The sequence below is a fragment of the Martinezella calliandrae genome, assembly GCF_030272695.1.
Taxonomy (GTDB): domain Bacteria; phylum Pseudomonadota; class Alphaproteobacteria; order Rhizobiales; family Rhizobiaceae; genus Rhizobium; species Rhizobium calliandrae.
In genome coordinates this window covers 30,616-55,622 of sequence record NZ_JARFYN010000016.1, presented here as the reverse complement: position 1 = coordinate 55,622, position 25,007 = coordinate 30,616, and the positions used below count along the sequence as shown (strand labels likewise).

Annotated in this window: 33 protein-coding genes; 20 read left to right on the top strand and 13 right to left on the bottom strand. The window is 58.1% G+C overall.

Going from position 1 to position 25,007, the window contains the following annotated elements:
• Positions 1-60: 60 nt before the first annotated feature.
• Positions 61-945: an NmrA family NAD(P)-binding protein gene (locus PY650_RS14410; protein WP_285879985.1), complete on the bottom strand. Its 885-nt coding sequence runs from the start codon at positions 943-945 to the stop codon at positions 61-63.
• A 135-nt stretch (positions 946-1,080) separates the two neighbouring features.
• On the opposite strand from PY650_RS14410, the gene PY650_RS14405 reads away from it, so the two are divergent.
• Positions 1,081-1,641, top strand: coding sequence for a TetR/AcrR family transcriptional regulator (locus tag PY650_RS14405; protein ID WP_285879984.1), 561 nt, complete (start codon positions 1,081-1,083; stop codon positions 1,639-1,641).
• A 10-nt stretch (positions 1,642-1,651) separates the two neighbouring features.
• Here the strand turns inward: PY650_RS14405 and PY650_RS14400 are convergent, their stop codons facing one another.
• Positions 1,652-2,284 carry a glutathione S-transferase family protein gene (locus tag PY650_RS14400; RefSeq protein WP_285879983.1) on the bottom strand — a complete coding sequence of 211 codons (633 nt, stop codon included), beginning with the start codon at positions 2,282-2,284 and terminating at the stop codon, positions 1,652-1,654.
• A gap of 258 nt (positions 2,285-2,542) precedes the next feature.
• On the opposite strand from PY650_RS14400, the gene PY650_RS14395 reads away from it, so the two are divergent.
• Positions 2,543-3,223, top strand: a complete 681-nt coding sequence (locus PY650_RS14395; RefSeq protein WP_285879982.1) for a GNAT family N-acetyltransferase — start codon at positions 2,543-2,545, stop codon at positions 3,221-3,223.
• A 162-nt stretch (positions 3,224-3,385) separates the two neighbouring features.
• The gene (locus PY650_RS14390) at positions 3,386-4,342 is read left to right on the top strand and encodes an alpha/beta fold hydrolase (RefSeq protein WP_285879981.1); all 957 of its coding nucleotides are present in this window, start codon (positions 3,386-3,388) and stop codon (positions 4,340-4,342) included.
• A 64-nt stretch (positions 4,343-4,406) separates the two neighbouring features.
• Here PY650_RS14390 and PY650_RS14385 read toward each other — a convergent pair whose 3' ends face one another.
• Complete coding sequence (locus tag PY650_RS14385) at positions 4,407-4,712, bottom strand: hypothetical protein (RefSeq protein WP_285879980.1); 306 nt, start codon at positions 4,710-4,712, stop codon at positions 4,407-4,409.
• A 511-nt stretch (positions 4,713-5,223) separates the two neighbouring features.
• Between PY650_RS14385 and PY650_RS14380 the strand changes: the two genes are divergently transcribed.
• From PY650_RS14380 to PY650_RS14365, 4 genes are all read left to right on the top strand, one after another.
• Complete coding sequence (locus PY650_RS14380) at positions 5,224-6,222, top strand: helix-turn-helix domain-containing protein (RefSeq protein ID WP_285879979.1); 999 nt, start codon at positions 5,224-5,226, stop codon at positions 6,220-6,222.
• Positions 6,223-6,548: 326 nt separating this feature from the next.
• Positions 6,549-6,731 carry a hypothetical protein gene (locus PY650_RS14375; protein ID WP_285879978.1) on the top strand — a complete coding sequence of 61 codons (183 nt, stop codon included), beginning with the start codon at positions 6,549-6,551 and terminating at the stop codon, positions 6,729-6,731.
• A 12-nt stretch (positions 6,732-6,743) separates the two neighbouring features.
• Positions 6,744-7,892, top strand: coding sequence for an efflux MFS transporter permease (locus PY650_RS14370; protein ID WP_285880068.1), 1,149 nt, complete (start codon positions 6,744-6,746; stop codon positions 7,890-7,892).
• A 1-nt stretch (position 7,893) separates the two neighbouring features.
• Positions 7,894-8,796 carry a helix-turn-helix domain-containing protein gene (locus tag PY650_RS14365; RefSeq protein ID WP_285879977.1) on the top strand — a complete coding sequence of 301 codons (903 nt, stop codon included), beginning with the start codon at positions 7,894-7,896 and terminating at the stop codon, positions 8,794-8,796.
• 218 nt (positions 8,797-9,014) lie between these two features.
• Here PY650_RS14365 and PY650_RS14360 read toward each other — a convergent pair whose 3' ends face one another.
• Together PY650_RS14360 and PY650_RS14355 are read right to left on the bottom strand one after the other, a co-directional pair.
• A complete protein-coding gene (locus tag PY650_RS14360; RefSeq protein ID WP_285879976.1) occupies positions 9,015-9,269 on the bottom strand; it encodes a hypothetical protein in 255 nt (84 codons plus the stop codon).
• Position 9,270: 1 nt separating this feature from the next.
• Positions 9,271-9,426: a hypothetical protein gene (locus PY650_RS14355; RefSeq protein WP_285879975.1), complete on the bottom strand. Its 156-nt coding sequence runs from the start codon at positions 9,424-9,426 to the stop codon at positions 9,271-9,273.
• An 81-nt stretch (positions 9,427-9,507) separates the two neighbouring features.
• On the opposite strand from PY650_RS14355, the gene PY650_RS14350 reads away from it, so the two are divergent.
• Genes PY650_RS14350 through PY650_RS14335 form a run of 4 tightly spaced genes read left to right on the top strand, consistent with a single transcriptional unit; the run spans position 9,508 to position 10,907 of the window.
• Entirely contained in the window at positions 9,508-9,810 is a 303-nt protein-coding gene (locus tag PY650_RS14350) for a hypothetical protein (RefSeq protein ID WP_285879974.1), read from the top strand.
• The gene (locus PY650_RS14345) at positions 9,807-10,256 is read left to right on the top strand and encodes a PIN domain-containing protein (RefSeq protein WP_285879972.1); all 450 of its coding nucleotides are present in this window, start codon (positions 9,807-9,809) and stop codon (positions 10,254-10,256) included. Before PY650_RS14350 ends, PY650_RS14345 begins: the two co-directional genes overlap by 4 nt.
• A complete protein-coding gene (locus PY650_RS14340) occupies positions 10,253-10,654 on the top strand; it encodes a restriction endonuclease (protein ID WP_285879971.1) in 402 nt (133 codons plus the stop codon). Before PY650_RS14345 ends, PY650_RS14340 begins: the two co-directional genes overlap by 4 nt.
• A gap of 43 nt (positions 10,655-10,697) precedes the next feature.
• Positions 10,698-10,907, top strand: coding sequence for a hypothetical protein (locus tag PY650_RS14335; RefSeq protein ID WP_285879970.1), 210 nt, complete (start codon positions 10,698-10,700; stop codon positions 10,905-10,907).
• A 709-nt stretch (positions 10,908-11,616) separates the two neighbouring features.
• Here PY650_RS14335 and PY650_RS14325 read toward each other — a convergent pair.
• The 4 genes from PY650_RS14325 to PY650_RS14310 form a co-directional block, all read right to left on the bottom strand.
• Positions 11,617-12,363: an SDR family NAD(P)-dependent oxidoreductase gene (locus tag PY650_RS14325; protein ID WP_285879969.1), complete on the bottom strand. Its 747-nt coding sequence runs from the start codon at positions 12,361-12,363 to the stop codon at positions 11,617-11,619.
• 11 nt (positions 12,364-12,374) lie between these two features.
• Positions 12,375-12,581, bottom strand: coding sequence for a hypothetical protein (locus tag PY650_RS14320; protein WP_285879968.1), 207 nt, complete (start codon positions 12,579-12,581; stop codon positions 12,375-12,377).
• Positions 12,582-12,636: 55 nt separating this feature from the next.
• Positions 12,637-13,383, bottom strand: a complete 747-nt coding sequence (locus PY650_RS14315) for an SDR family oxidoreductase (RefSeq protein WP_285879966.1) — start codon at positions 13,381-13,383, stop codon at positions 12,637-12,639.
• 151 nt (positions 13,384-13,534) lie between these two features.
• Positions 13,535-14,509 (bottom strand): SDR family NAD(P)-dependent oxidoreductase, encoded by a 975-nt coding sequence (locus PY650_RS14310; RefSeq protein WP_285879965.1) that lies wholly within the window; start codon positions 14,507-14,509, stop codon positions 13,535-13,537.
• A 122-nt stretch (positions 14,510-14,631) separates the two neighbouring features.
• On the opposite strand from PY650_RS14310, the gene PY650_RS14305 reads away from it, so the two are divergent.
• From PY650_RS14305 to PY650_RS14295, 3 genes are all read left to right on the top strand, one after another.
• The gene (locus tag PY650_RS14305; protein WP_285879964.1) at positions 14,632-15,264 is read left to right on the top strand and encodes a TetR/AcrR family transcriptional regulator; all 633 of its coding nucleotides are present in this window, start codon (positions 14,632-14,634) and stop codon (positions 15,262-15,264) included.
• Positions 15,265-15,516: 252 nt separating this feature from the next.
• Positions 15,517-15,756: a CopG family ribbon-helix-helix protein gene (locus PY650_RS14300; protein ID WP_285879963.1), complete on the top strand. Its 240-nt coding sequence runs from the start codon at positions 15,517-15,519 to the stop codon at positions 15,754-15,756.
• Between the two features lie 2 nt (positions 15,757-15,758).
• The gene (locus PY650_RS14295; RefSeq protein WP_285879962.1) at positions 15,759-16,049 is read left to right on the top strand and encodes a type II toxin-antitoxin system RelE/ParE family toxin; all 291 of its coding nucleotides are present in this window, start codon (positions 15,759-15,761) and stop codon (positions 16,047-16,049) included.
• Positions 16,050-16,589: 540 nt separating this feature from the next.
• Here the strand turns inward: PY650_RS14295 and PY650_RS14290 are convergent.
• From PY650_RS14290 to PY650_RS14275, 4 genes are all read right to left on the bottom strand, one after another.
• A complete protein-coding gene (locus tag PY650_RS14290; protein ID WP_285879961.1) occupies positions 16,590-17,072 on the bottom strand; it encodes a DUF302 domain-containing protein in 483 nt (160 codons plus the stop codon).
• A 93-nt stretch (positions 17,073-17,165) separates the two neighbouring features.
• Positions 17,166-18,371 (bottom strand): MFS transporter, encoded by a 1,206-nt coding sequence (locus tag PY650_RS14285; protein ID WP_285879960.1) that lies wholly within the window; start codon positions 18,369-18,371, stop codon positions 17,166-17,168.
• Between the two features lie 93 nt (positions 18,372-18,464).
• Entirely contained in the window at positions 18,465-18,962 is a 498-nt protein-coding gene (locus PY650_RS14280) for a cupin domain-containing protein (RefSeq protein ID WP_285879959.1), read from the bottom strand.
• Between the two features lie 205 nt (positions 18,963-19,167).
• Positions 19,168-20,064, bottom strand: coding sequence for a LysR family transcriptional regulator (locus PY650_RS14275; RefSeq protein WP_285879958.1), 897 nt, complete (start codon positions 20,062-20,064; stop codon positions 19,168-19,170).
• A 180-nt stretch (positions 20,065-20,244) separates the two neighbouring features.
• Between PY650_RS14275 and PY650_RS14270 the strand changes: the two genes are divergently transcribed.
• The 6 genes from PY650_RS14270 to PY650_RS14245 all read left to right on the top strand — a co-directional run bounded on the left by PY650_RS14270 (position 20,245) and on the right by PY650_RS14245 (position 25,004).
• Positions 20,245-21,075, top strand: a complete 831-nt coding sequence (locus PY650_RS14270) for a 3-hydroxybutyrate dehydrogenase (protein WP_285879957.1) — start codon at positions 20,245-20,247, stop codon at positions 21,073-21,075.
• Positions 21,076-21,135: 60 nt separating this feature from the next.
• Positions 21,136-22,179, top strand: coding sequence for a patatin-like phospholipase family protein (locus PY650_RS14265; RefSeq protein ID WP_285879956.1), 1,044 nt, complete (start codon positions 21,136-21,138; stop codon positions 22,177-22,179).
• 231 nt (positions 22,180-22,410) lie between these two features.
• Positions 22,411-22,680, top strand: a complete 270-nt coding sequence (locus PY650_RS14260; RefSeq protein ID WP_285879955.1) for a BufA1 family periplasmic bufferin-type metallophore — start codon at positions 22,411-22,413, stop codon at positions 22,678-22,680.
• A 41-nt stretch (positions 22,681-22,721) separates the two neighbouring features.
• Positions 22,722-23,747 (top strand): MNIO family bufferin maturase, encoded by a 1,026-nt coding sequence (gene bufB, locus PY650_RS14255; protein ID WP_285879954.1) that lies wholly within the window; start codon positions 22,722-22,724, stop codon positions 23,745-23,747.
• The gene (locus PY650_RS14250; RefSeq protein WP_285879953.1) at positions 23,737-24,519 is read left to right on the top strand and encodes an HvfC/BufC family peptide modification chaperone; all 783 of its coding nucleotides are present in this window, start codon (positions 23,737-23,739) and stop codon (positions 24,517-24,519) included. Before bufB ends, PY650_RS14250 begins: the two co-directional genes overlap by 11 nt.
• 11 nt (positions 24,520-24,530) lie before the next feature.
• Positions 24,531-25,004, top strand: coding sequence for a DoxX family protein (locus PY650_RS14245; RefSeq protein ID WP_285879952.1), 474 nt, complete (start codon positions 24,531-24,533; stop codon positions 25,002-25,004).
• The last annotated feature ends 3 nt before the right edge of the window (positions 25,005-25,007 follow it).

Here is a 25,007-nt window from a genome sequence, read left to right as displayed (position 1 = left end):
CCTGCCCCAATTCAGAGAAAAGGCCCGGCGCGAGCCGGGCCTTTTCTGTTTCTCAACTCATTAAGCCGACGCGACAAACGCGCCTCGGTTCTTCGCGAGGAATTCTTCAACCGTCTCTGGAGCCTTACCGGTGACCTGACCGATTGCACCGTCGGTGCCGGCAAAGACGCCGTTCTGGTAGTCGATCGCGATGCACAGGAAATGCTGAGTGATATGAGCCGGGAGATTGTAAGAGCGAAGCCGGGCTTCGTATCCTTCAATAGTCGTCGGGCGATAGACGATCTTCTTTTCGATGAACGTGCTTAGCTTTTCGGCGATTTCAGCCTGGCTCAATTCAACAGGTCCGTAGAGAGGGTAAGTCTTCCCTGCGTGCTCCGCCGGGTTTTCCAGGAGAGCAGCAATGAAGCGCGCCTGGTCTTCGCCTGAGATCGGAGCGTGGTGGCCTTCGCCGTAAGGCAGTTCGATAAGACCTTCATTGACGATCACGTCTCTGACCCACGGAAAGGTGAGCCATTCGGAGAAGAACGTTGGCCGGATGTGAGCGGTGGGAACGCCTGACCAGTCAAACACACGCTCGGAGATCCAGTGATCCCGGGCGGCATGGCTCTTGGCCACTTCACGCGCCGAGATCTGAGACATGTTGACGATGAGTTCTACGCCGGCGCGCTTTGCCGCTTCTGCGAAATAGGCGGATGCGTCTACGAGTCGTGGCACAACCGGATAGCAGAAATAGGCAGCAGTTGTCCCCTCAAGTGCGCGCCTGACATCGTCGTGCTCCACCAGATCGCCAACAACAACTTCCGCACCCGCTTTCCTTAACGCATCGGCTCGCTCGTCTTCCTTGTGAACGAGTGCTCGGACCGAATGTCCTTTGTCCAACAGGGCTTTCATGGTGTGCTTGCCAGTTTTACCTGTCGCGCCGGTAATCAAATATTTCTTCGACATGTTTTCCTCATGAGGTTGTTCGGCGGCGTTGCGAGCCACTTGAAGTTTGCAACTCGACGCCGCCATTTAGATTACGAGTGACATCTATTTAGATGTTGGATATAATCTTATTTGTCAAGCTTGAGGGAGCGCGTTGTGAGGAAGTCCAATCTTGAAGCAGCCCAGACCCGTCGCGAAATCGTCGTGGCCGCGGCCGATGAGCTGCGCCAGCACGGGATCGCGGAGGCGAGTCTTTCGGATATCATGGCAGCAGCAGGACTGACGGCGGGCGGGTTCTACCGCCACTTTCGCAGCAAGGACCAACTTGTCGCGGAGGCTTTAGTAGCGGCAGGGGCGGATCTGATTGAAAATCTGAAGCTCGCTTTAGCGTCTGATGGCTTCAATGGTGCGGTCGATGCTTACCTGTCCAGCGCCGGGCCGGACGGCGCGGGCATTCCAAATTGCCCGTTCTCCGCGCTTGGCAGCGAGATTGCGCGCGCCGCCCCGGAAACTCGCGACGCTCTTACGCTGACGCTGGAGAACCTGCTCTCGACATTCGAAACGGGTACAACGGGAGGAAAACCGGGCCGTCGAAACGCTGTCGTCGCCCTTGCGACGATGGTCGGAGCTCTGACGCTCGCCCGTATCTCAACCAAAGCAAAGCTTTCAAGCGAGATCGTAGAGATCGTTCGGAAAGACGTCCATAGGGCGCCGTGAACCTTCAACGTCAATCGAACGCGTGCATGCCTGCAGTCACTGACGGGCGCGCCATAAGCTGCTCATACCAGCGGTTCAACAGAGAATGTTGGCTCCAGTCGATATTCGATGACATCGAACTAATGATTGTGACGGCCGGGATGTCGGCCACCGTGAAGCGGTCGCCCGCCATGTAAGGGTGCTGTCCCAGGTAGGTTTCCGCAACAGCTAATGCTGCGATGGAACGTTGATAAAGAACGGCTGCCCCGGCCGCGTCGCCAAAGCGTTCTAAGAGAAACGCGGTGTTACTGGGGACAACGACATCCGTGATGAAAAAAAAGAAGCGTTCGAGTGCTCGTGCTCGTTCCCTTGGATCCGAAACTGGCAGAATGGTGTCCGGCTGCATCTCGGCAGCATAAAAAATAATCGCATTCGATTGAGCCAAGACGAGCGGCTGCTCTCCTTGATTGTGGTCAATGAGCGTTGGGACCTGTCCACTGGGGTTAAGGTCGAGATAGCCAGCTGTCTTGTGTTCGCCACTGTGAAGGCGAATTTTCCGGACTGAGTAAGTGGCGCTGACCTCCTCGAGCGCTATGGCTGCGCGAATGCAGTTTCCGGTCTTCGCTCCAAGCAGCTCGATACCATTTTTTGCTGAATTTTCCATGTGTTGGGGTCAACCATTGCGTTGTTTCTTTTTCGGCCTGTTCTCTGCCCGGGACAAGTGTGGCCGATCGGTGCCCGTTTGAGAAGAGTTCGCTGATTGCAGCGCGCAGAAGAGGCGCCTTTTGTGAAATAGGCCGTCACGTTTCGACAAGACCGTGGTGGATGACATCCGATATTTCTGCTTTGGAAGTCGTCACTCGGTCTGCAAGCGAGGAGTGCACGATCGACTAGCGAAACAGATTGGTCCGGTTCTTATAGAATGGAAGACGAAGAACAGTTAGATAACCCCATCTGGTACTCGTTGGCGACCCAGCACGCCAATCTCGGAGAGGCGCGGGGAATGGCTGCGCGCTATATGCCATCAATAGCTCGATTTGCGGGGCTGCAGAACGGATCGGAGAGCGCGTTCGCCGACCTGGCCGATATCACTTTGGCCGGTGACACTGTGGCTCTGTTCACGGCGAGGACGCTTCAAGTTCCTTCGAACTGGACGCTCGTGCGCCATCGTCAGATCGACCAGATGATATGCCTTTCACCTCCTCCTTTGCTGACTGTGGAAGCTGAAAAGTTGACCGAAGCCGATGTTCCCGAGATGGTTTCGCTGGTTGAAGCGACAGAGCCAGGTCCGTTTGGTAACAGGACTATAGAGATGGGGGACTACTTCGGAATACGATCTGACGACGGAAGTCTAATCGCGATGGCGGGCGAGCGCCTTTCCCTGTCGGCATTCGTTGAAATCAGTGCGGTCTGCACGCATCCCGATTATCGTGGAAAGGGGCTCGCAAAGGGACTCATCTCCCTTCTGGCAAACCGGGCGTATGAGCGCGGCAGAGCATCATTCTTGCATGTGAAGACCGAAAACGAAGCTCGCCTCGTCTATACAAAATTGGGATTCAGTCTGCGCACTGCTATCGATCTCACAGTGCTCACTCGACAATGACTCAATCCTTGGTCTGTCAAGGAGCGGATATGTGCAATTACACATTTATAAAGCTTTACTTCAGTTTACATGCGGGTCGACCCAAACGGATCAAGATTGCGAGGTTCCTGTCTTCGAAAGGTGGCCGGACAATCCCTGCTTTAACAGATAAAGGATATCGGAATGGACGAGCAAGATCTTGACGCAGAGAAGCCCGGTCATCACGGGTTAGAGGTAAACCGACGCGCTCTCTTGTTGGGCAGTCTGGCGGCCTCGGGAGTTGCCGTTCTCGGCACCGCGTCTTCCACGGAGGCCAGCAGTGTTAAAGGAATACAGTACCTAGAAACGTCGCACGGAAGGCTTGCCTATCAAGTCGACGGGACGCTCAAAGGGCATCTGCCGTTGCTATTACTCCAGCGTTTCCGTGGAACGATGGATGATTGGGATCCGATTTTTATCGCTGCTTTGGCGAGAGACCGACAGGTCATCCGTTTCGACAGTGCTGGCGTCGGCCGCTCGGAAGGGACCACGCCGGATTCAATTCCCGAAATGGCCAAGATCGTCAACGAAGTCGTCGTGGCTTTGAAGCTGCCCAAGGTTGATCTTCTGGGATGGTCCATGGGCGGCTTCATCTCTCAGGAGTTCACGCTGCTTGCTCCGGAGAAGGTGCGAAGACTGGTCATCACGGGTTCGGGCCCGGGTGGGGTTCCCGAGGGGCCACAAGCAGATCCAAAGGTAATCGCGGTCTCGGTCAAGCCATTCAATACAGACGACGACTTCCGTGTCCTGTTTTTCACTGATACCGAAGCTGGCGTCGCCGCAGCCCGCGCCAATGCGGCCAGATTGCATGCTCAGAAAAATATCGGCCCACTTACAACCAGCGCTGCCTTTATGGCACAGGGCGCCGCAATTCAGAAATGGAATGTCCGCGGCGTCCGTGATCGCCTTGCCAACCTGAAGCTTCCAATCCTGGTAGCGAATGGCATCTCCGATGCCATGGTTCCATCCTATGGTACATATGTAATCGCGCATGAAGCGCCGAACGCCAAGGGCCTTCTGTATCCCGATGCCGGGCACGCGTTCCTTTTCCAGTACGTTCAAGAATTCACAAACGAAGTCAATAAGTTCCTGTCTGTATAAAGAGTACCGGTAAAGCCCTAGATACCCGTTTGAAGCTCTTTAAACAGCTCATGGACGGCATCATTCAGGTGGAAGAAATCTTCACGACTTCCAAATTGCGTGCGAGCAACTCTGCGGAGCGGGTGAGGCCGACTTCGATCGTAAATGCTTCCTGAGCAGCCCGCCAAAGTGGCGCGGCTTGCTTAAGTCGGGCAGTTCCGGCAGCGGTCAGATTGAAGGTGTGCGACCGCTGCCCCTTCCGTTTAGTCTTGAAAATCAGATCCTCGACGAGGAGCGGCTTCAAAGTCCTCAGGAGGGTCGTACGCTCCATGACCATGATTTGACCAAACTCGGCAACGGCTAGATCCGGGTGATGGTCGATTACGCTCAATGCGGAGAACTGAGATAGGGACAGACGCGCGGGCGCCAGATATCCATCATAAAGTCGAGTAATGTGCCGATTGCTTCGTCGAGACGCGAAACAATGACACTGATCGTAGCCAGGTGCCGTTGTCATATGAAGGTGCCTATGTCTAACTACACAAATACGTCAAGCTCGCCGTTTGACCACAAGGATAGCTGACTTTCAACGCGTGCTCCGTGAAAGCACTTTCGTGAAAGACATTCTCGCGCGCGCTGAGTAGGTTGAGGAGCCGCCGACAAGAAGGTCGATACTCGCGCCAATCGCCGGCAGATGTGCTCGCAACACCGCCTCCGCGATGCCTCATCTCGCGGCGCTGTCGACCTTGCTGCGTGCGCATGTAGCTCCCGCGGGATGCCTCTGACCGCGGGAGCTCTTTTCAAGAGCGAGAGCGCCGGCAACATCAATTTACATCGATTTACTCGTGTTTCGTCGGGAACGCTCACAGATTGCGCTGGAGCGTTAGATGGAGTGAATCCCGATGGATCAATTTGCTGTGGCGACCACACTTGCCGGCAGCCCTACAATCACGCGGGCAGCGGGAGCTACGGGCAAAAAGCTCGGAGAGATACTTCCCACATGCCGCGGGTGTCAGCTGATATCCACCCACACGAGACGCTGGAGTGGAATTGTCGCCACCGTGTTTCGGTTCGAAGCCCACATCAGTGACGCCGAGGTCTCCTACTCGTCGGGTCCACAGCGTCTTGTGGCTCTGGTCGAAGGCACAGGGGGCGAAGCAACTCTCGACCTAGCGTTCGACTCCGAGTCCGATGCGGAAGAGGTCTCGAATTTCGCGGTTTTCGGGCGACATGCAGTAACCGGACGCGGTTCGAGCAGAGGAAATTTCGCCCATCTTGTCATCGATTTTCAAAGCGCGGAATTGAACCCCGGCAACCGCACCATAGCAGACCCTAGAATTATGGGCTTGTGTCATTTGCTGGCGGTTGAACTGCGCGAGCACAACCGAGACAACCTCTCATACGGTGAAAGTCTGGTTAGGGCGTTGAGGGCGTTGCTGGCAAGGCGCGAGACGTTCACTCAAAGTGCTGCGCGAAACTCTCAGTTGTCGCCATGGCGTAGGCGCCGCGTGCGAGCTTACCTGGAGGAGAATTTATCCAGGAACATACCGGTAACCGAACTGGCCGAGATGATCGGCCTATCGCGGTCTCATTTCACCAGAGCCTTCCAGGTCTCATTTGGAGCTACGCCGCACAAATGGGTGCTGCTGGCAAGGTTAGAACGATCCAAAGTATTGCTCTTCGACGGTGGTATGTCGATTGCCGATATCGCCCTGGACGTCGGCTTTCTCGATCAGCCGCACTTTACACGCACATTTACCCGGCTCACTGGAATCAGCCCGATGGCCTGGCTGAGGCAGGCGCGCTCTGATTCCGCTCACGCTCAGGGCAACCATAGTGGCGGCATAGACCCCTCGATCATGACCGCGTTTGAGGACCGTTTTGACGGTTTTTCCCAATGAGTTCCGAACGGATCAGAGATTAATCCAAAAATCGATGAAGATGCCACTCCCGGAGCGAGAGGAACGAGGTGATGCCTGCGAGATTTTTTGAGGATGACGCGATAGAGGTAGGGCCGTCGCAGCGGCCCATCTTTCCGGGAAGCCCTGCCAGGCCCACTCATCCCAGAAATCGTCGCATTGTCTACGCAATCGTTGGCACCGTTCTTTGACTTGCATCAGGATTTGGGAATGCGCTGGTTCAGACGAACACCTCGTACCTTCTCGGGGCGCTTGGGGCAGACCCCGTAGAGGCTGCATGGATACCTACTGCCTACGTGATGACGTTCGTGACCATGAACCTTCTTGCCGTGAAGTTCCGCCAGCAGTACGGCCTTCGGCTGTTCACGATGGGCGGCCTCATCGCATTCTGCGTCGTCACCGGGGTTCACCTATTCGCCGTCGATCAGGCAAGGGCAGTGTACGTTCATGCATTGGCGGGCATAGCGGCCGCGCCCCTGCTGACTCTATAAGTATACTACTTCATGTCAGCGTTCCCGCCTAAGAAGGCCCTCAATGCCGCCGTCCTCGGGCTTGCCCTTTCACAGGTCGCGACGCCGCTCGCAAGGCTTTTTCCCGGCGACGACTTCATTCACGATCAATGGGTTACGCTATACTGCTTCGAACTTGGCCTGGGTATGGTGTGCCTGGCGGCCGTTGGGCTGATAAGGCTGCCGCCAAGCGAGCGCGAGCGGACCTTCGAGCCGCTTGATTTCATATCCTACCCGCTGATCGCGGTCGGAATGGCGCTTCTCACTGCGGTGATCGGCCTTGGCCGCTACGAGTGGTGGACGGATCGGGACTGGCTCGGATGGTGCCTTGCAGCGGCAGTGCCAATCCTGGTGCTTTCCGTTCTCTTCGAATCCTGCAGGACGCGGCCACTGCTCGACCTACGATGGCTGGGCTCCCAAGGCCCGTTCAGGTTCCTCCTCGTTGTGTTGGCGCTTCGCTTCGCTCTGGCCCAGCAGACGATCGCGTTCGGCATTCTGTCAAATTCCGGAGTCCTCAGTGTGAATACCCATGCGTTTTCCATCGTCCTCGTCTGCGCCGCAGTTGCGGGTTGCGTCGTGGCCGCGGCTGTCGTAACCCCGACGAACATTCTGTTTGTCGGGGCGACGGGGCTGGCGATTGCGGCACTGGCTGCATGGATGGAATCGTTTTCCACCAATCTCACCAAGGCCCCGGAGTTGCTGCTTTCCGAAGCGATGATCTCGTTTGCCACTACGCTCGCCGTCGGGCCCTCGATCGGCGTCGGTTCAGCGCGCTCAAACCTGACAATGCGACAGGGAACTTTACCAAGGTGCCGCAGCGTATTCCCGTACGTATCGCCATCGATCCAGGGCAGCCGCAAGCCGCGAGACTTGGTCCAGTCCAGGCATGTCGGTGGTGATGTTTGTCGATACGTCCGGTGGGATTGGTCCCTGCAGACAGTGATTACAAAACCAGCCTCCGCTCGTTTCATGAACACTGAATTCGTCAACCGCTGCGAGATCGCTCGGATAAAATCTGGTAGAAAAGAGCCCGAGTTGGTATCATTTGATCATAACGATCCTGAGGTTTCAGGATCTCTCGGCCGGCTGGAAATGCGGTCGACGCGGGCTTGGGACTTTTTAGGTCCGGACTGGAGGGGTTGACGTGCTTGCAGATCGAGTGTCCCAAGCCGTTGGCAAAGGGTTCAACATTCCACCGCCGCCTTCGGTGTCCATCAGGGTTTTCGGGTCGTCAGAAATCGCGTTTTCGCATTTCAAGAGCGTGGAATTGCAGCAAGGTCTTTCGGTCCCTTCTCCCCGCGACGAAGCATTCGTTTTCAACGTGCCTCTCGCATCGGCTCGATACAGTGTGGTGTCGATAGACGGCTTACGACAATCCGTTGTCCAAGACCCAGGAAAAGCTTATCTTTTCGACCTGACATCGAAGAACGAGGTCAGCTTGGACACGGCTTATGATAGCATCCGAATTCATCTGCCCCAGAGCACCATTGATGGAATGGCCTTCGAGAAGGGGCTTCCCCGTGTGGGCGGTCTTTGGTCGAGGCAGCTAGGACAGGAGGACAGGACGCTTTACCTTATTGCACAAATGGTGCTGCCGACTATTCTGGGCTCTGTTCAATTAACGACAGCATTTATGGAATACGTTGCGCTTGCCGTGCATGATCACGTTATCAACACCTATAGTGGCATGCAAAAGGCGGAGCGAGTGTCTGGAGGGCTGACGCCATGGCAAGCTCGTCGGACTTTTGATTTCATTGAGGCAAATTTGTCGAATGATCCATCAATTGCCGTCCTAAGCCAGGAATGCGGCATTTCTGCCAGCTACTTCGCGCGGGCATTTCGAACAACGCTCGGGATGGCACCACACCAGTGGATCACGAGGCGACGGGTCGAGCGGGCAAAGTCCCTAATGGCAGAATCAAAAGAGAGCCTGGCTGACATCTCGGCTGCGTGCGGCTTTGTAGACCAAAGTCATTTCGGGCGCCATTTTTTAAAGCTTGAAGGGACAAGCCCCGCGCAGTGGAGGCGTCGCCGGGTAGGTGGTTAGGGTGATTTTCGCTCAAGCGCGTGGCCTGGTTTTGCGGGAACGTTCCAAGTCATCTTTTTTCAGAGCTTGATAGCAAGGCCACGGCGCTATTAAACTTTTTTACTGGATGACAATTCGGTGCTTGACAGAGCAGTCGGTGACCTTGCCATCAAACGTTCGACCAAGCACTAGCGGGACTGTTGATATCGAGCCAGCCAAATGGCCGAAAGATCGTTTTCTCAAGGTTTATCAGCGAGCCGAATTTCTCTCTCGGGGATGTATCGGCGGGACAACCGCTCGCCCCACCTGTTCGGATTTCTGGCGCTCGCGCGGAAAGTGGCACGCACGTAGTTTTTCCAGCCTGCTAGCGGCTTTTGCTGCCCTTCCAAAGAGATGAATTGCGCTGACCGATCAGCCAGGTCGCCGCCCAGCACAATCGCTAGCTCGGCCTCGTCGGGCACGAGCGTTACCTGATCAACCAACGTCCAGAACACCTCAGCCGTCTCGGTCTTGCCATCCGCGCTCCTTGTGCTGACTGTTGATCCCGGCGTTGCGCCCAATCCGCAGCCGGTTCACCTCGCGCGTGAACTCGTCGCAGAATTCCTTGAAGAGCTCGGGCTCCATGAGATGCGTCCGGAGGCCGCTGAGCACTGAGGCTTCCAACCAATTCCATCAGCCTTGTGCTCCAAAGAAAACATGGCTATATATCTGGATATAGAACGGAGGCACGCGATGAGCAACAGTGCGCAGAAGAGAGCCCTCGACAACTATCGGTCCCGACTGACTGAGCGTGGCATCGCGCGGTTCGAGATCCAGGCGCTCGACGCCGACCGCGATCTGCTTCGATCCCTTGCCCGGAAATTGAGGGAGGACGGTCCGGAAGCTGGCCAGCTTCGCCGGACGATACAGCAGGCAGTGGCGGGTGAACCTCCGAAAGCGGGAGGCATTCTCGCCGCCTTGCGTCGCTCGCCACTGGTTGGCGCGGATCTCGACCTCAGCCGGCCGCGAGAAGAGGGGCGTAAGGTCGATCTGTGACGCGCTATCTGCTTGATACCAATATCATCAGCAACGTCGTAAAGCCGGAGCCGTCAGACTCGCTGCTGGCTTGGATGGGCGCGCAGAAAGACGACGACCTCTTCATTGCTTCGCTCACCGTCGCCGAAATCCGCCGAGGCATCTTGGAAAAACCCAAAGGCAAGAAACGTAGCGCCCTTGAAGCCTGGTTCGCCGGCCCCGAAGGTCCGCAAGCGCTGTTCGCCGGCCGCGTCCTGTCGTTCGACGAGAAAGCTGGCCTCGTCTGGGCCAGCCTTATGGCTGGCGGGAAGACGAAGGGACGTCCCAGAAGCGCGCTCGATACCATCATCGCTGCGATCGCCGAGGCCAACCACTGCGTCGTCGTGACCGACAATGAAAAAGACTTTGAAGACATTCAGATCATCAACCCGCTCCGTAGCTCTGGGGGCCAGGAGGTAGGCAGGTGACGATAGCTCGAACGGTTTGGCCGATTCACTTCGGGGATTTCAGCGGCACCGAGTTCGAGCGCCTCGTGTTCGCCTATCACCTTTGCGATGGCTGGACTGATCTCGCTTGGGTCGGCCAAACGGGAAGCGACCAAGGGCGCGACATCGTCGGCACGCGTCCATTCGACGACCAGCCGGACGAACGCACCGTTATTCAATGCGTCAATCGCGGCAGCCTGACTCAGGCAAAGGCCGAGAAGGATATGGCAGCCGCCGTCAAAGCTAAGACCGGCAAACCTGACGCTTTCAAGTTCGTGTGCCGCGGCAGTATCTCGGCTCAGCGGCAGGACGAGGTTCGCTCGGCAGCCGCGAAACTTGGTGTCCCGAAAGTTGTGATCTGGTCCGGTGTGGAAGTGTGAGGAGCATCTCTGACTTCGAGCCGAATTCCTCCTACGGCGCCTGGTGGAGGGCGTTCCGTTTCTCGACACCGAAACGGAACTACGTGAATTTGTTGACCAGTTCCCGGATATCGACGACGAGCAGGCCTTGGCCATGCTCGCTCGTGCATTTGATCGACCAGCTTTCCGAACAGCGTTTCATCAGGAGAGCAATCTTCCCGCTTTCCAGCAAGCAATCGACGACACCATTCGCGTTCTCAGCACGGGCATCTGAGCAAACACGTGAAGGCGTCGAAATCCATCGATTTCCATCGCTTCATCACATTCGCGACGCCGGCATCCGCAGCGCTCTGGAACTGACGGTCCATGAATTGGATCAGCTTCGCCGCAGATTCAAAACGCTGCTGTCCTCCGGCGAAATCAGGCCCTGCTGCCGTGGCAATCCCGATTGTCTAACCTTCATGCTCACCGACGGAGCAGCTCGCGAGATGGACCGGGCTCGCGATCGGGTGTTAGCCGCCTTCCGAAGGGCATATCCCTCTTTCAACGTCATCATCGAGTAGCGGCACGACGACAGGCTAACGTTGCGACAGCCCTTCTTTAGGCGACCAAACGACGACGTCGCGAAGGCGGCCGCGGAACGGATCGCCGAGCAGTGCCAGCCCGTCACGAAACAGGGCATATCGATAATCGCCCCTTCGATCCTCGCCGCCAGGCCGTCGTTATCTGCCGGCCCGAAGCCAACCGGCGGAAAGGTCGGTAGTTGAAGCGTGGGCGGTATGGCTCGCTCGTCGCCACCCCGAATGATTCCGGTGTGCGCGCTCAGGAATTCAGCTCCCGCCTTCTCGTCGATCGCAAACCAGCCGCAAGCCCATCTTAGACAAGCGCCGCGCTAGCGAAGCACTGATGCCGGGTCCGGCTCCGATGATTAGGGTGCACCGGTAGGGGAAGTCGGCCATTGAGTCCTCGAAGTTCGGTTCGGTCTAGACGGCCGTCAGGCCGCCGTCGACTGGAAGGTCGATGCCGGCAACGTAGCTGCTTAGGTCCGAGGCGAGGAATAAAGCTGCGCAGGCGATCTCATCGGGGTGCGCCAAGCGTGCCAATGGGGTCATCGCAATGATTTGCTTTCGGGCTTCGGCGGCGCCGTCTTCGGACGGGTACTGATCGTCGAACATGGGCGTTTCGACCGCGCCAGGGCTGATCACGTTGGTCCTGATCCCCCGTTCCTTGAGTTCGCTGGTCCACGTCCGAGCAAAAGACCGGATTGCTGCCTTGGTAGCGCTGTAGGTGCTGCGGCCCGGAATGCCCTTGTTTTTCCCGGCCGCCGCCACGAGGATGATGGAAGCCCCATCATTCAGATATGGCAGTGCCCTTTGAACGGTGAAATACGTGCCACGGGCGTTCGCGTTGAAGGTCTTATCGAAATGCTCGGGAGTCACCATGGCGGTCATCTGCTTTTCGACGAAGGCCGCGCCCGCAAAAATCACATCGATCTTGCCCTTTTTCGCAACAGCCTCGTAGAAACGATCGAGGTCATCGAGCTGTGAGATGTCGGTCTTTATGCCGGTGACGTTCTTGCCGATCTCCGCGACGGCCCTGTCAAGCTCCGCCTGACGGCGGCCGGCGATGAATACATAGGCGCCCTCTTCAACGAACCTCTGGGCGGTCGCGAGGCCGATGCCGCTGCTGCCACCCGTGACAACGGCGATCTTGTTTTCCAATAAGAACATTTGTTGCCTCTCTACTTGTGGGCATCGCCCGCCGCCGGATCCCGGCTTTGACTCAATTCCTCTCTCAGTCGTCCCACCTCCTGTTCCAAGCGTTCGATGCGATCGAGCGTGTAGTCGAAGCTGGTGGAATCCAGCGCTTGCAGGAAGGCCCAGACGGCCGCGACGGCACGGCGGAATTTTCCCTGCTCTGGGGCCGAATGGTTAGCCACGTTCGCCATCAGAGATCCCTTCGAGAAGTGGCGGCAAGGTTGGCTCCATGCCGACGTGTCGATTTCAGAGCTGCGACCAGCCCCCATCAACCGGCAGTTCGGCGCCGGTCGTAAAGGTCGCCTCGAACGCGAGGAAGACAACGGCCTTGGCGATTTCCTCCGACGTCCCGAAGCGCTTCATCGGAATAATGCCAAGCATGTGCTCCTTGACCTGCGTGCGCATGTCTTCCGAGGGCATCACCTTGTTGAGAATGCCCGTGTCGATGGGGCCGGGCGACACCGCGTTGACGCGAATCTCCTGGGGAAGCAGCTCGGCGGCGAGCACGCGAGTGAAGGATCGCAGCGCAGCCTTGGCAGCTCCGTATGTGGCTTGGCCGGCCAATCCCTTGACGTTGGCAACGGAGGTCGTGAGGACGACTGAGCCGCCCCGCTTGATCAGCGGCGTGAACTTCTGGACCGCGAAAAACGGTCCTTTGGCGTTGAGGTTGAACATCTCGTCGTAGATGGCCTCTGTCATGTTCGCGACAGGCGTTGGAATGCTGAACCCGGCATTGACGAAAAGCAGGTCGACGGTGTCGAACTCGGTCTTCACCTGGGCGGCGAGAGCGTCGATGTCGGTTAACGACCGCGCGTCGCTCGAAACCACTATGGCGGCCGCCCCAAGCTCCTTCCGCGCCGATTCAAGGCCCGCTTGCGAGCGACCCGTCACCAGAACGCGTGCGCCCCCATCGAGGAGCATCTTCGCCGTCACGAGCCCCATGCCACTGGTGCCCCCGATAATCACCACTTTTTTATCCAGGTACCGTGCCATGCATATTCTCCTCGCGATGCTAGTGGCGCTTAGCTGTTTTGAACTATTTGGTATGTTGATTGGGTGCGGCGACAGGGATCAAGCGCATTTCGTACTATCTGTTCCGAAATTAAGCTGGGCTGCGATCACTTCGCCGCGATTCGGCGCCCTTTCAGGATGCCGGGCTTAGGGAGACTGGACTCGGCAAGTCGACGCCGGAAACCTTGACGACTGCCTGCCACGCGGCTTCCTGGTTGTCGCGATCGTGGAGGTGTTGCTCGCGCTGCACTTCGATTGGGCCCGAGAACTTGCCTTTGGCCGAGGCGAAGAATTGGCCCGAGGCGTCGGTTCCAAATTCCGACGCCTGGATGTAGCGACTGGCCGCGGTCTCCGGCGTCTGATTCATGCCCGGGATGAGGTTCACGATCGGGATGAACACAAACCTCAACATCGGGCTGGCGCTTCGCACCACCTTGGTGGCGGTCGCCCCACCGGGCGAGACGGCGTACACGGCCATGCCGGAGGGCAGCCGGCGGGCCAGCGCCGCGACCCACCAAGTGATGATGAGCTTCGCGTCGGCATAAGCGTTGTTTGGCACATATTTCACGTCTGGCCCGTTGCGTATCAGGGCTTCAGCAGCGGCGGTTCGATCGCCCCGGAAGTGTTTGGCCGCAAAGGCGGGCAGATCAGTGTATTTGAACATGGGCACACCCCCGCGAGCAGGCTCCGCCCCAGCGATGACGATCCGCGCCTTGGGGCTCAGCAGATTGGCGCGGAGCAACCCGATAGTCAGTTGATGATGGCCGATAAGCGGAGCCTGCGAAGATTCGACACCCGCAGCGGTGAGCTTGCGCTGCTTAAAGGGAACCAACCCTGCATTGAGCAGTAAGAAATCGATTGGCCGATTTCGCTTGGCCAGTTCGGCGAGAGCAGATTGAACGCTGGACGGCTTGTCTAGGTCGAGCTCTAGCGGCGCGAAGACTTGTTTTTTGGTCTCCGTCGCGAGCTGCGCGGCCGCTTCCTTCGCGCCCGCCAGGCTGCGCCCGGTAATGATGACCTCACGGTAGCCCTTGGCGGCGAGTAAGCGGGCCGACGCATAACCGAGCCCGGAGGTGGCGCCGGTGACGAGAGCGATTGAATGTTCCATGGCGGCTCCGTGACCAAGGGTGAGCTCGGCGGAGCCCCACGAAATTAGGAGCCGCCTTGTCATTTTTGAACTATTTAGTTATATATTGATGCAAAGGTAGCGGTCAAGGAGTTTCAGACTAAATGTTTCAAAATGCTGAGAGGCCGCGCGGGCGGCCGCGTAGCTTCGACGAGAGGGACGCGCTGGACAAAGCGGTCCGGGTGTTCCGGTCGAAAGGCTACGACGGAGTAACGATTGACGATCTCGTCGCAGGCATGGGTGTGGGACGGCCGAGCCTGTATTCCGTCTTCGGGGACAAACGGGCGATATTCCTGCGCGCCCTTCGAGCGTATGCCGAGGCGAAGGGCGCGCGCGCTGCGAAGGCGCTCTTCTCGCCGCCGGCTCTTCGCGACTCGCTGGTCGGCTTCCTGAGGCACGCAGTAGAAGCTGCGACTGAGGAAGGGGCCGCACCAGGATGTCTATTGGTGTGCATCGCGCCCCTCGTAGACGACGCTGAGGTCAGGCAGTTCCTGCAAGACGCCATGGCTGGCGGGCTGGCGCTCGTGGAACGCCGTTACTGCGACGGGATCAGCGCGGGAGAAATCCCTTCTGACTTTCCCGTAACCGTGCGCGCGAGCCAGGTTCTCGACCTTTCCCGTGGTCTGACTATGCGTGCGCAGATGGGCACGCCGCGCAAGACGCTGCTCAAGGATGCCAACGAAGCGGCGGACTTAGTACTTTTGCCGCGGCCTGGAACTGTAGTGTCAGAAGGCTGATGTCGATGGCGTGACGAAAGCCGGGTCCGCAAGGTCCGGTAGGACACCCGAACGGGTATCGTCACAAATCGCTTGCCGATTTGTTAGCCCGCTTGGCGGGCCTTAAAAATGGAAAAGTCCCTATCCGGTCACCAGGTCAGAGCCCGATGACCGGAATCCATTACCCAATCGAAAGCCCCCTACATGAGCAGAACCTTGACGAACCACGTTGGTTCACCAATAATTATAGTGAACCAAGGATAGTTGGATGCCATGACTGCGTTCACCGTTCGCGTCTCAGACGAAACCGCCAGCAAGCTTGACCAGATCGCGGAAAAGCTCGATCGCTCCCGCTCGTATATGGCCGCTCAGGCGATTGAGGATTATGTCGCTCGTGAAGAGTGGCAGCTTGCCGAGATCGAAACCGGGTTGGCGGAAGCCAACCGGGGTGAATTCGCCAGCGACGACGACGTGGCGAAGGTTGTCGGGAAATACGTCAAGTCCGCACGCTAATCATGAGTCGGAAGCGCATTCGCTGGACGTTAAGGGCGTTGCGACGGCTTGATGAAATTGGCGAGTTTATCCAGAAGGACAATCCCGACGCCGCCGCGCGTGTTGTCGCTCGAATTGTCTCGGCTGTCGATATGCTGGCGGATTTTCCGGCGACGGGGCGTGCCGGCCGTATCAAAGGCACGCGTGAGGTGGTGCTGGCGGATATTCCCTATATCATTCCTTACCGTGTCGGCCAGGACATTGAGATTTTGACCGTCATGCAGGCGCATCAGCAGTGGCCTTTGGGATTGTAGTCTGGCGGAAACTTCTGTTTGAAATGGAGCGCGCCCGCTCCAACACTTACAACCGTGCCAGCTTCAGATTGTATTCGAATGCAGCTCGTGGAGCTGCTTCTCCTGCTGCTGTCGATGAAGTCTCGTTCCCGTTGGAGATATGGCCATACTCCCCATGAGGTCCAACACAAGGGTGCTGGACCGGGTTCGCAATGGTATCAGCGCGGAAAGCAGGCCCATACGACTTCGTGCGTCTCCAAGCAGCCGTGCGAAATCTACATCGTCCAGCAGAACCGCGTTCGCCTATTCGGTAAACGGCGGAATCTGTGCGTCGAACTTATTTCTGCGCCAAACGTCTCCCGTCGCATGGCCGGGGACGTTCTCCACGCGGCGCATTGCACCCCCAACGCATTGCGCCGCGTGTTGGATCTATTGGCGCGTCAGCAACGAGCCGTGCCCTCACGCCGGAAACGCCGAACAAAAGACCTTCTTTCAAGCCTACCGGTCGGGCACATGCAGCGACTTCGACCCAGATGCCAATAGGGCATCAGCATGTTCGACTCATTGGCTGACCGGTTCCGTCACCGCTTTGGTGACGTCAGACGCCATCTTGAACTCCTTATCGCGGTTGGTGATGCCGTGGCGTCGCGCGATCCAGCTAAAATCTGTGTAAGCGACGCGAGCCGTCCCGTCCTTCGTTTCGTAGACGAGAACGCGGACTGGCCAATCGAGCCCGGCTCTGGGATTGGCGGTGATGAATGTCGTTCCCAATGCCGGATTGCCGAACAAGATCAGCCGCGAAGGACGCACCTCGTTGCCGGCGGCAGTGCCGAGAGCCGCCTGATCGATATCATCGAACAGCATGATGCCCTTTTCGGCGACACTGGCCTTGATCTTGCTGACGGTCTCATCAACCGAGTAGCGGCTCTCCAGAACAACGACGCCGTCGCGCGCACCTGCCTGGGCGACTGAGGCGGGCGCCGCCACGATTATGCCTGCCAATGAAAGCATGGCGGTGAAGAATAGGCTGAACACTCTTTGCATATCAATCTCTCCTTGGTTGGGTGCACATTCGACATTGTTGTCGGGTTTGAACGGAACGGCGACACATATGCCGGCCGTCTCGATAGGCTGGATTTATGGGTGCGGCGCGCTCAGCGAACTTGCGAGCAGCATTGCTGTGGCGAGTGCCGCGATCAGGACGAGCACGCAGGCACTCCAGCCGAAATCGTCATAAACCTGTCCGAGAGCCAGACTGCCGATCATGCCGCCGGTATAATAGGATGCCAGGTAGATGCCGCTGGCACCCGCCTTGTCGCTGATGGCACGCCGGCCGATGGTGCCGGTCGCTATCGCCTGTGCCAGGAAGGTGCCTATGGCTATCAGCGTCAATCCGCTGAGGATGATTGGCAAATTTGCGCTGAGAAGTGCCAGGAGCCCGATGATGGCCATGGCTAGGGTCAGCATGATCCCGGCCGTCGGTCCCACATAGCTTGCTAGCTTGCCGGCAAACGGTGTGGTCACCATCGAAGGAAGGAAAACGAGGTAGACGAGCCCGAGCGCCATCGGCGGCACACCCAGTGCGACGATCTGAAAATTCACATAGGTGTAGGTGCCGATGAACACGAACAGGATCAGGAAGCCAATCATAAAGACGCGGCGCAGATCCGGATCGGCAAGATGAACGTGCCAGATGCGCATGGTTAGGCTGCCACGATTGTTGGCGGGCATCATGCTTGCCGTCCTCTTGAGCGTGAACCACACCAAAGCGGCACCGAGGAGATTGAGCACGGCGAACATCAGAAAGTTCAACGAAAGGCCGCCAATGCCGGCAACGGCGGCAGACAGGATGCGGCCAAAGAGATTGCTGGCGACATTGCCAGTGACATAAGCCGCCAAGGCTCCGGCAGCTTTACCGGCGGAAAAGCGCTCGGACAGATAGGCAGCCGTGAGCGTGAAGGCTGTCGACATGCATAGGCCCTGAAGCACCCGTAGCGTGGCGAAAACAATGATGTTGTCGGTAAATGCCAGCAGGGTCGTCGGAATCGATAGGATGGCGAGACTGATCCAGATGCCGTTGCGCCGGTCAATGTCGCTGCCGAAGAAGGCCACGAGCAGGCCGGCGATCGCCATGCCGAATGTGCTCGCATTGACGGCAGAACCCATGGCCGCGCGGCTGACGTGAAACCTCTCGACTAGGGAAGGCAATACGGCCTGTGCTGCAAAGAGGTCAACAAGGGTCAGGAAAGCGATGAGTGCGATTAGCCCGAACTGCCAGGAATCGGCGCGAACGATCGTGCGCACATGAACGAATGCTTTGAGCGGCTGCTCGATATCGGTCATTGTTAGGTCCTCCGGGAACATGCGGCGTTTCCTGCTATTGCCGGAAACGCCGGAGAGCGGCTTTGCGGCGTGCCTTAACCGGTAAGGCAGCAATTACATCGCTGCATCATCGTGCATTTCGGGGCTCAGGATGTCGGAGGAATAAAGCACGGCCGGAATCTTGCCGTTGTTCTTCCACCAGTGTGAGAGATGGCCGAATTCGGCGGTAACCTCGCCCGCCCTGTGCAGTATCGGCACCTTGCAGGTGCTGCGGTATTCGGTGATCGATCCGGAGACGATCAGGATATTGGCCGGGCGCATATCATGCGAATGCCAGGGAACAATGCCGCCCGGCTGAACGACGAGCTTGCGCATGCGCAGCATGCTGCCCTTCCAGGCGTCTCCCTTGGACGAGAGATCGATAGTTGTGATGATGGTATCGGTGACGCCCTTCGGCATCATCGCACCAGGCTTCATGCCATTTTCGGCCACTTGATCGGCCGGGCAGTCGCCGGCCAAGGCAGACGTGACAGGCAGGCCGGCGGCGAACGTCAATGCGCTGAAGGCCAGCGTGGCCAAAGAGATGCGGTTGGTTTTTAATGTGGAATTCATGGGCGGTTCTCCTTGTTGGAGCCCGGCGATGTCGGTGCCAGGCATGAACGAAGAGTGGCGGATCGCCGATCGGAAGAGAAATACCAGCTGCTTTTGAATTCGATAGGCGCCAGCTATTATAGGCCGCAAAAGCAAGCGCCAGGCGCCCAGCGGATTGCCAGGCTGCCCTCGGCATGGGTAGCAAGATACGTCGCAGCAAGATACGTCAATGCGGCCGGCTCGGCGGGCATGCCCAACCATACGATTTCACGGCGCCGACGAAGGCCGAAACTGCCGGGGAGAAACGGCGGCCCGCGACTGTCACGAGGCAGACTTCTCGGGTGACTTCCGGTTCTGCAACAGGCCGCACCTGCAGTCCAGGGACGACGGCGCTATACTCAGGAATAAAGCAAATGCCGAGGCCACCGGCCACCAGGTTCTGGATCCAGTCTTCCCGTTCGCTCGAATAGGAAACGAGCGTCTTCACTCCCTGCGCGTCACAGAGATCCGTGAGATAGTCCCAATATTCGCAGTTGACGCGACGCAGATAAACTTCGCCGTCGATCGCCGCGATGGGAATTGCTTCATATTGACTGAGCCTGTGGCCGGCAGGGAAGGCAAGCATGAATCTCTCGCGAAAAAGCGAGGTGACGTCAAAGCGCTCGGGGAAGCTCGTTGCCGTAGACATCAATGCCACATCGATTTCGCCGGTCTCCAGAAGATCGGACAGTTTTGTGGGCACGCCTTCGATAAGCTGTAGCTGTATACCCTTGTGGCGCATGTTGAAATCGGTCAGGAGGCCGGTGAATCGGCGCGGGCCGATCGTGCACATGATGCCGATCTTGAGATGGGCTTCGCTGAGACAGAGAAATCGTGACGCTTCCGTACGCACGCCCATCAACTCATCCTGGATCTGCTGGAACCGCGGACGAAGCAGATTGCCGAGATCCGTGATGTGTGAGAGATTGCGCTCTCGACGGAACAGCAGACCGCCCACCTCGTCCTCGAGCTGCTGTATCGCGCGGCTAAGGGCCGGCTGTGTGACATTGCTCTTTTCGGCCGCTCGCGTGAAATTGCGCGTTTCGCACACTGCCAGGAAATACTTTATGTGATGAATATCCATCGCCGCCCCCCGGGATGAACGCGATTTGCGATGCTCCAATTTTCTCTGCGGCCGGCATTCTCATCCAATGCTATGGATTTATCAATTCCATACCAGACTGGCATTTCTAAAATGAACGCCGGTCATCCACTGTGACTGCAAGACGCCAGACGGCATTGCCGATCACAGTGGAGAGCACATATGTTGAACGCCTTTGATCCTGAAATTGATACTCTCGTCGGCCGCAAGCCCTTGGAAGGGCGCAGCGCCATCGTCACCGGTTCAACCAGCGGCATCGGTCTTGGCATTGCGCATGCGCTTGCGAGGGCTGGTGCGGCCGTCATGTTGAACGGCTTTGGCGACCCTGCCGAGATCGAGGCGCTGCGTGCCGCCATTGCCGGAGACAACGACGTCGACGTCGCCTATGATGCCGCCGACATGGCAAAACCGGAGGCCATCCGCATGATGGTCGAGCGGGCGGTCGCGCGGTTTGGACAGGTCGACATCGTCGTCAACAATGCCGGCATCCAGCATGTTTCGCCGATCGGCACGTTCCCTCGGGAAAAGTGGGATGCCATTCTTGCCATTAATCTTTCCGCCGCTTTCCATCTGGTTCAGGCGACATTCGACAGCATGTGCGCCAGGGGCTATGGCCGGATCATCAATGTCGCCTCGGCCCATGGATTGATCGCATCGCCGTTCAAATCCGCCTATGTGGCCGCCAAGCACGGCATTGTCGGTTTCACGAAGACGATCGCGCTCGAAGGCGCGGAATTCGGCGTCACATCCAACGCTATTTGCCCCGGCTATGTATGGACGCCGCTTGTCGAGCATCAAATCGATGATCAGGCGAAGTCGCATAACATCGCGCGGGATGCCGTGATCCGCGAGGTCTTCCTGAAGGATCAACCCACAAAGCGTTTTGCAGCCGTCGAGGAAATGGGTGCGCTCACCGTGTTTCTCTGCGGCGACCTTGCCGGATCAATTACCGGCACGGCGATCCCCGTCGACGGCGGCTGGACCGCGCATTGACCAATCATTCGAGACAGGAGGGTCGCAATTGTGAACACACATGTAGGAATAGAGCCCAGAATGCGGCCCGATTTTTCGGTTGCCAAGCGCGAGCCGCGGATGATCAATCTTGCGCTGCAGGGCGGCGGCGCGCACGGCGCCTTCACTTGGGGCGTGCTTGATCGGCTGCTGGACGAATCCAGTCTTTCCTTCGAAGGCATTGTGGCGACCAGCGCCGGCGCGATGAACGCCGCTGTTATCGCCTACGGCCTGGCCGAAGGTGGGCGAAGCGGGGCGCAGACCGCGCTTGCTAATTTTTGGCGCCGAGTCAGCCACGCGGCCGCATCCGGACCTTTGCAGCCAACCTTGCTCGACCGCCTCACGGGTTCGAAATCTCTGGAATTCTCGCCGGCATTTATCATGTTCGACCTGATCACCCGGCTGATGTCGCCCTACCAGTTCAACCCATTCAACTTCAATCCCCTACGTCAGGTGCTGGAACAGTCGATCGACCTCCAGGCAATCCGCATGGCGCGCTGCCCTGTCAAACTTAGTATCTGTGCGACCAACGTGCGGACCGGCAAAGTGAAGATATTCGGCAATGACGAGCTGTCCGTCGATGCGGTTATGGCATCTGCCTGTCTGCCTTTCCTGTTCCAGGCAGTGGAAATCGACGGCGAAGCTTATTGGGACGGCGGCTATATGGGCAATCCTGCCATCTTCCCGCTGATCTATGGCTGCGATACGCCCGATGTCCTGGTCGTTCACATCAATCCGATCGAGCGGGCGGACTTGCCCCGCACGGCAGGAGAAATCCTCAACCGCATCAATGAGATCAGTTTCAATTCGTCACTTCTCAGAGAGATGCGTGCGGTGGCTTTCGTCACGCAGCTCATCGATGCGGAGGGGACGCCGCCGCCTAATCTCAAGCGCATCTTCGTGCATGCCATCTCCGACGACGACACGATGAAAAATCTCAGCGTGTCGAGCAAGCTGAACGCCGATTGGGGCGCGCTCGTGGACTTGAGGGATCGCGGCCGCGAATGCGCCGATCTCTGGCTGCGCGACAATTATCAGGAGATCGGCAGGCGATCGACGGTGGACATCCGCGAACGTTACCTTTGATCCGCTGGCATTTGCGTAATCCCGCCTCCTCCCAGTCGCAAATGCCTGACTGTAGCCCCCGCCTCCGCCGACGGGGGCTTCTTTTTTCGCCGTCGAGGATCTGACGTCGACACATAGAGACGGCGTATCGAAATCATGCAGAGACAGCATTTCAGATGAAGCCGGACTTCTGGGAAGGTGAGCATAGTCAAGCCGATGGCGGTTTGACCCACCAAACCCAGGAGATTTTTCATGAATGCCACCCGACTTCTTATCAGTTCGGCTATTGCCGCCGCCACCTCGATGGCCGCAGCCAGCGCCTTTGCCGGTCCGGCCGCCAAGCCGGATTTCTCGTTCGAAAAATGCTTCGGCATCGTCAAGGCCGGCCTGAACGACTGCCAGACCGCCAGCCATTCCTGCGCCGGCACATCCACTGTCGATAACGCCAAAGATTCCTGGATTTACGTGCCGGCTGGCACCTGCACAAAGATTACCGGCGGCAGTAACGAACCCAAGGCCTGATTTTTCCCGAGCTTTCAATCCCACGTCCAAAGGAGCAACCGATGTCCAAGATATTTCCGAGCAATCCGGTGCCGAACGCCGCGGGTATCGGTCTTCGCTCCCAGCATATCGGCGAAATGCTGTCTCGCCGCCCATCGGCGGGATGGCTCGAAGTCCATGCGGAAAATTACATGGGCGGCTCGGCGGCCGTCGACGCGCTCGAACGGCTGCGGGAAATCTATCCACTGTCCGTCCACGGCGTCGGTCTTTCGCTCGGGAGCGCCTCCGGTCTCGATCACGACCACTTGGAGCGCATGCGCAAGCTCTGTCTGCGTTTCCAGCCAAGCCTGGTGTCTGAGCATCTCGCCTGGAGCGTCGCCGATGGCGCCTATCTGAATGACCTTCTGCCGCTGCGCTATGACGCCCAGGCAATGGCTGTCGTTGCCGCCAACGTCATGCGGCTGCAGGATACGCTCCAGCGGCGCGTCTATATCGAAAACCTCTCAGCCTACATCGCCTTCGAGGATTCGACGATGACGGAGGCGCAGTTCCTCGCCGAACTCGTCCGTGTCACCGGTTGCGGCCTGCTCCTCGATGTCAATAATGTTTACGTCTCTGCACGCAATCTCGGTTTCGATGCCAAGGCCTTCATCGATCAGCTTCCTGCGCATGCCATCGGCGAGATTCACCTTGCCGGCCACGCAATCAATGAGGTCGAAGGCGACATCGTGCTGATCGACGACCATGGCTCCCGCGTGCCGCCAGCGGTCTGGTCACTCTATGCCTATGCGATCCGCAAGGTCGGAGCGCGTCCCACTCTTATCGAATGGGATACGGATGTGCCCGCCTTGGACGTGCTGCTCGGCGAAGCCATGTGGGCCGATATGTTGGCGCAATCGATCGCCTTCGAAGATTGCAGGCTGGCGGCAAGGCCCGCGCCACCGACGAGCCGATTTGACAGTATGATCCTGCCATTCCAGTCCGACGGCGTGAAAGGACCAATGCCGGCGCTGGCCGCTCTGGCGACGATCAAGCCATCGGTCTTCGCCAGCCAATCTGGCACCAGGAGGATTGGCCATGCTCTCTAACTTTGCGCTCCAATCAAAGATCGCCCAAGCGATCCTCCACTGCGATGGCTGTGATCTTGCACCGGTGCTGGCCAAAGGCACGTTCGACCCGCTGCGTCGGTTCAATATCTACCGCAACAATATGGTTGCCTCGCTGACAGCGACCCTGATCGCCGTCTTTCCGGTGACGCTGCAACTGTTGGGAGAAAACTATTTTCGCTACATCGCCAGTGTCTTCATCCGCAACAATCCGCCGCAAGAAGCCCGGCTCGTGCGCTATGGCAGCAATTTCGCCCACTTTCTGGCCGGGTTTGAAGACACCCGTCCCATGTCCTTCATTGCCGAAACGGCGCGGCTGGAATGGATGATTGCCGAGGCGCTCGATGCGCCGGCGCTGCCGGGCTGCACCTTGGATCAATTTGACGACGGCGAGGCCGAGGCCGTTCCGGAGCTTTTCCTCCAGCCTTCACTGCGCCTTTTCGTCTGCCGCTGGCCAGCCCTGGAGATCTGGTCGGCGCATCAGGCCGGCGGCAACACCGAAACACTGGCAAGGTTAAGCCGCCAGCCAGAGCGGATCGCCCTGTGGCGCAGTAGCGAGAGCATACGATTTCTGCGCCTTGACGCTCGGCATTTCGCCTTCCTGCATGCACTAAAAAAGCGTTCAAGCCTGGAGGCGGCGGTTGGCCGCGTCCTCGCCCGCACACCCGATTTCGATCTCGCCAGTGCCTTCGGGGCCCTCTTTGCCGAAGGCCTCGTCGCACGCATTCGCCGCAGAAAACTCACAACCAATTGAGGATGAAAATCATGACTATGATGAACACTGCCTCCACACGTCATAGCGGCGGCGTCGCCGGTATCTATTTCTCTGTTTTGGAGCGCTTGAACACCATACCGCTCTCGCCTGTCCAGCTCGTGTCCCGTATGTCCGTCGCTCACGTCTTCTGGCAGTCGTCGCAGAGCAAGCTTGCCTCCTGGCCGGCGACGGTTCAGCTGTTCACGCTCGAATACAAGCTGCCCGTCATCGATCCCGGCGTGGCCGCCGTGCTTGCGACAACGGCCGAACTGAGTGGCTCGGTACTGATTGTCTTCGGCCTGTTTTCGCGGCTTGCCGCCCTTATGCTGCTTGGCGTCATCTTGACGATCCAGCTCCTCGTCTATCCCCAGAACTGGCCCGACCATTTGCTCTGGACGGCGCCATTGCTGTTGATTCTTGCGCGCGGAGCCGGCCTTTTTTCGGTCGACCATCTCGCCAGCCGCCTGTTTCTGAGGGAGCGCTGAGTC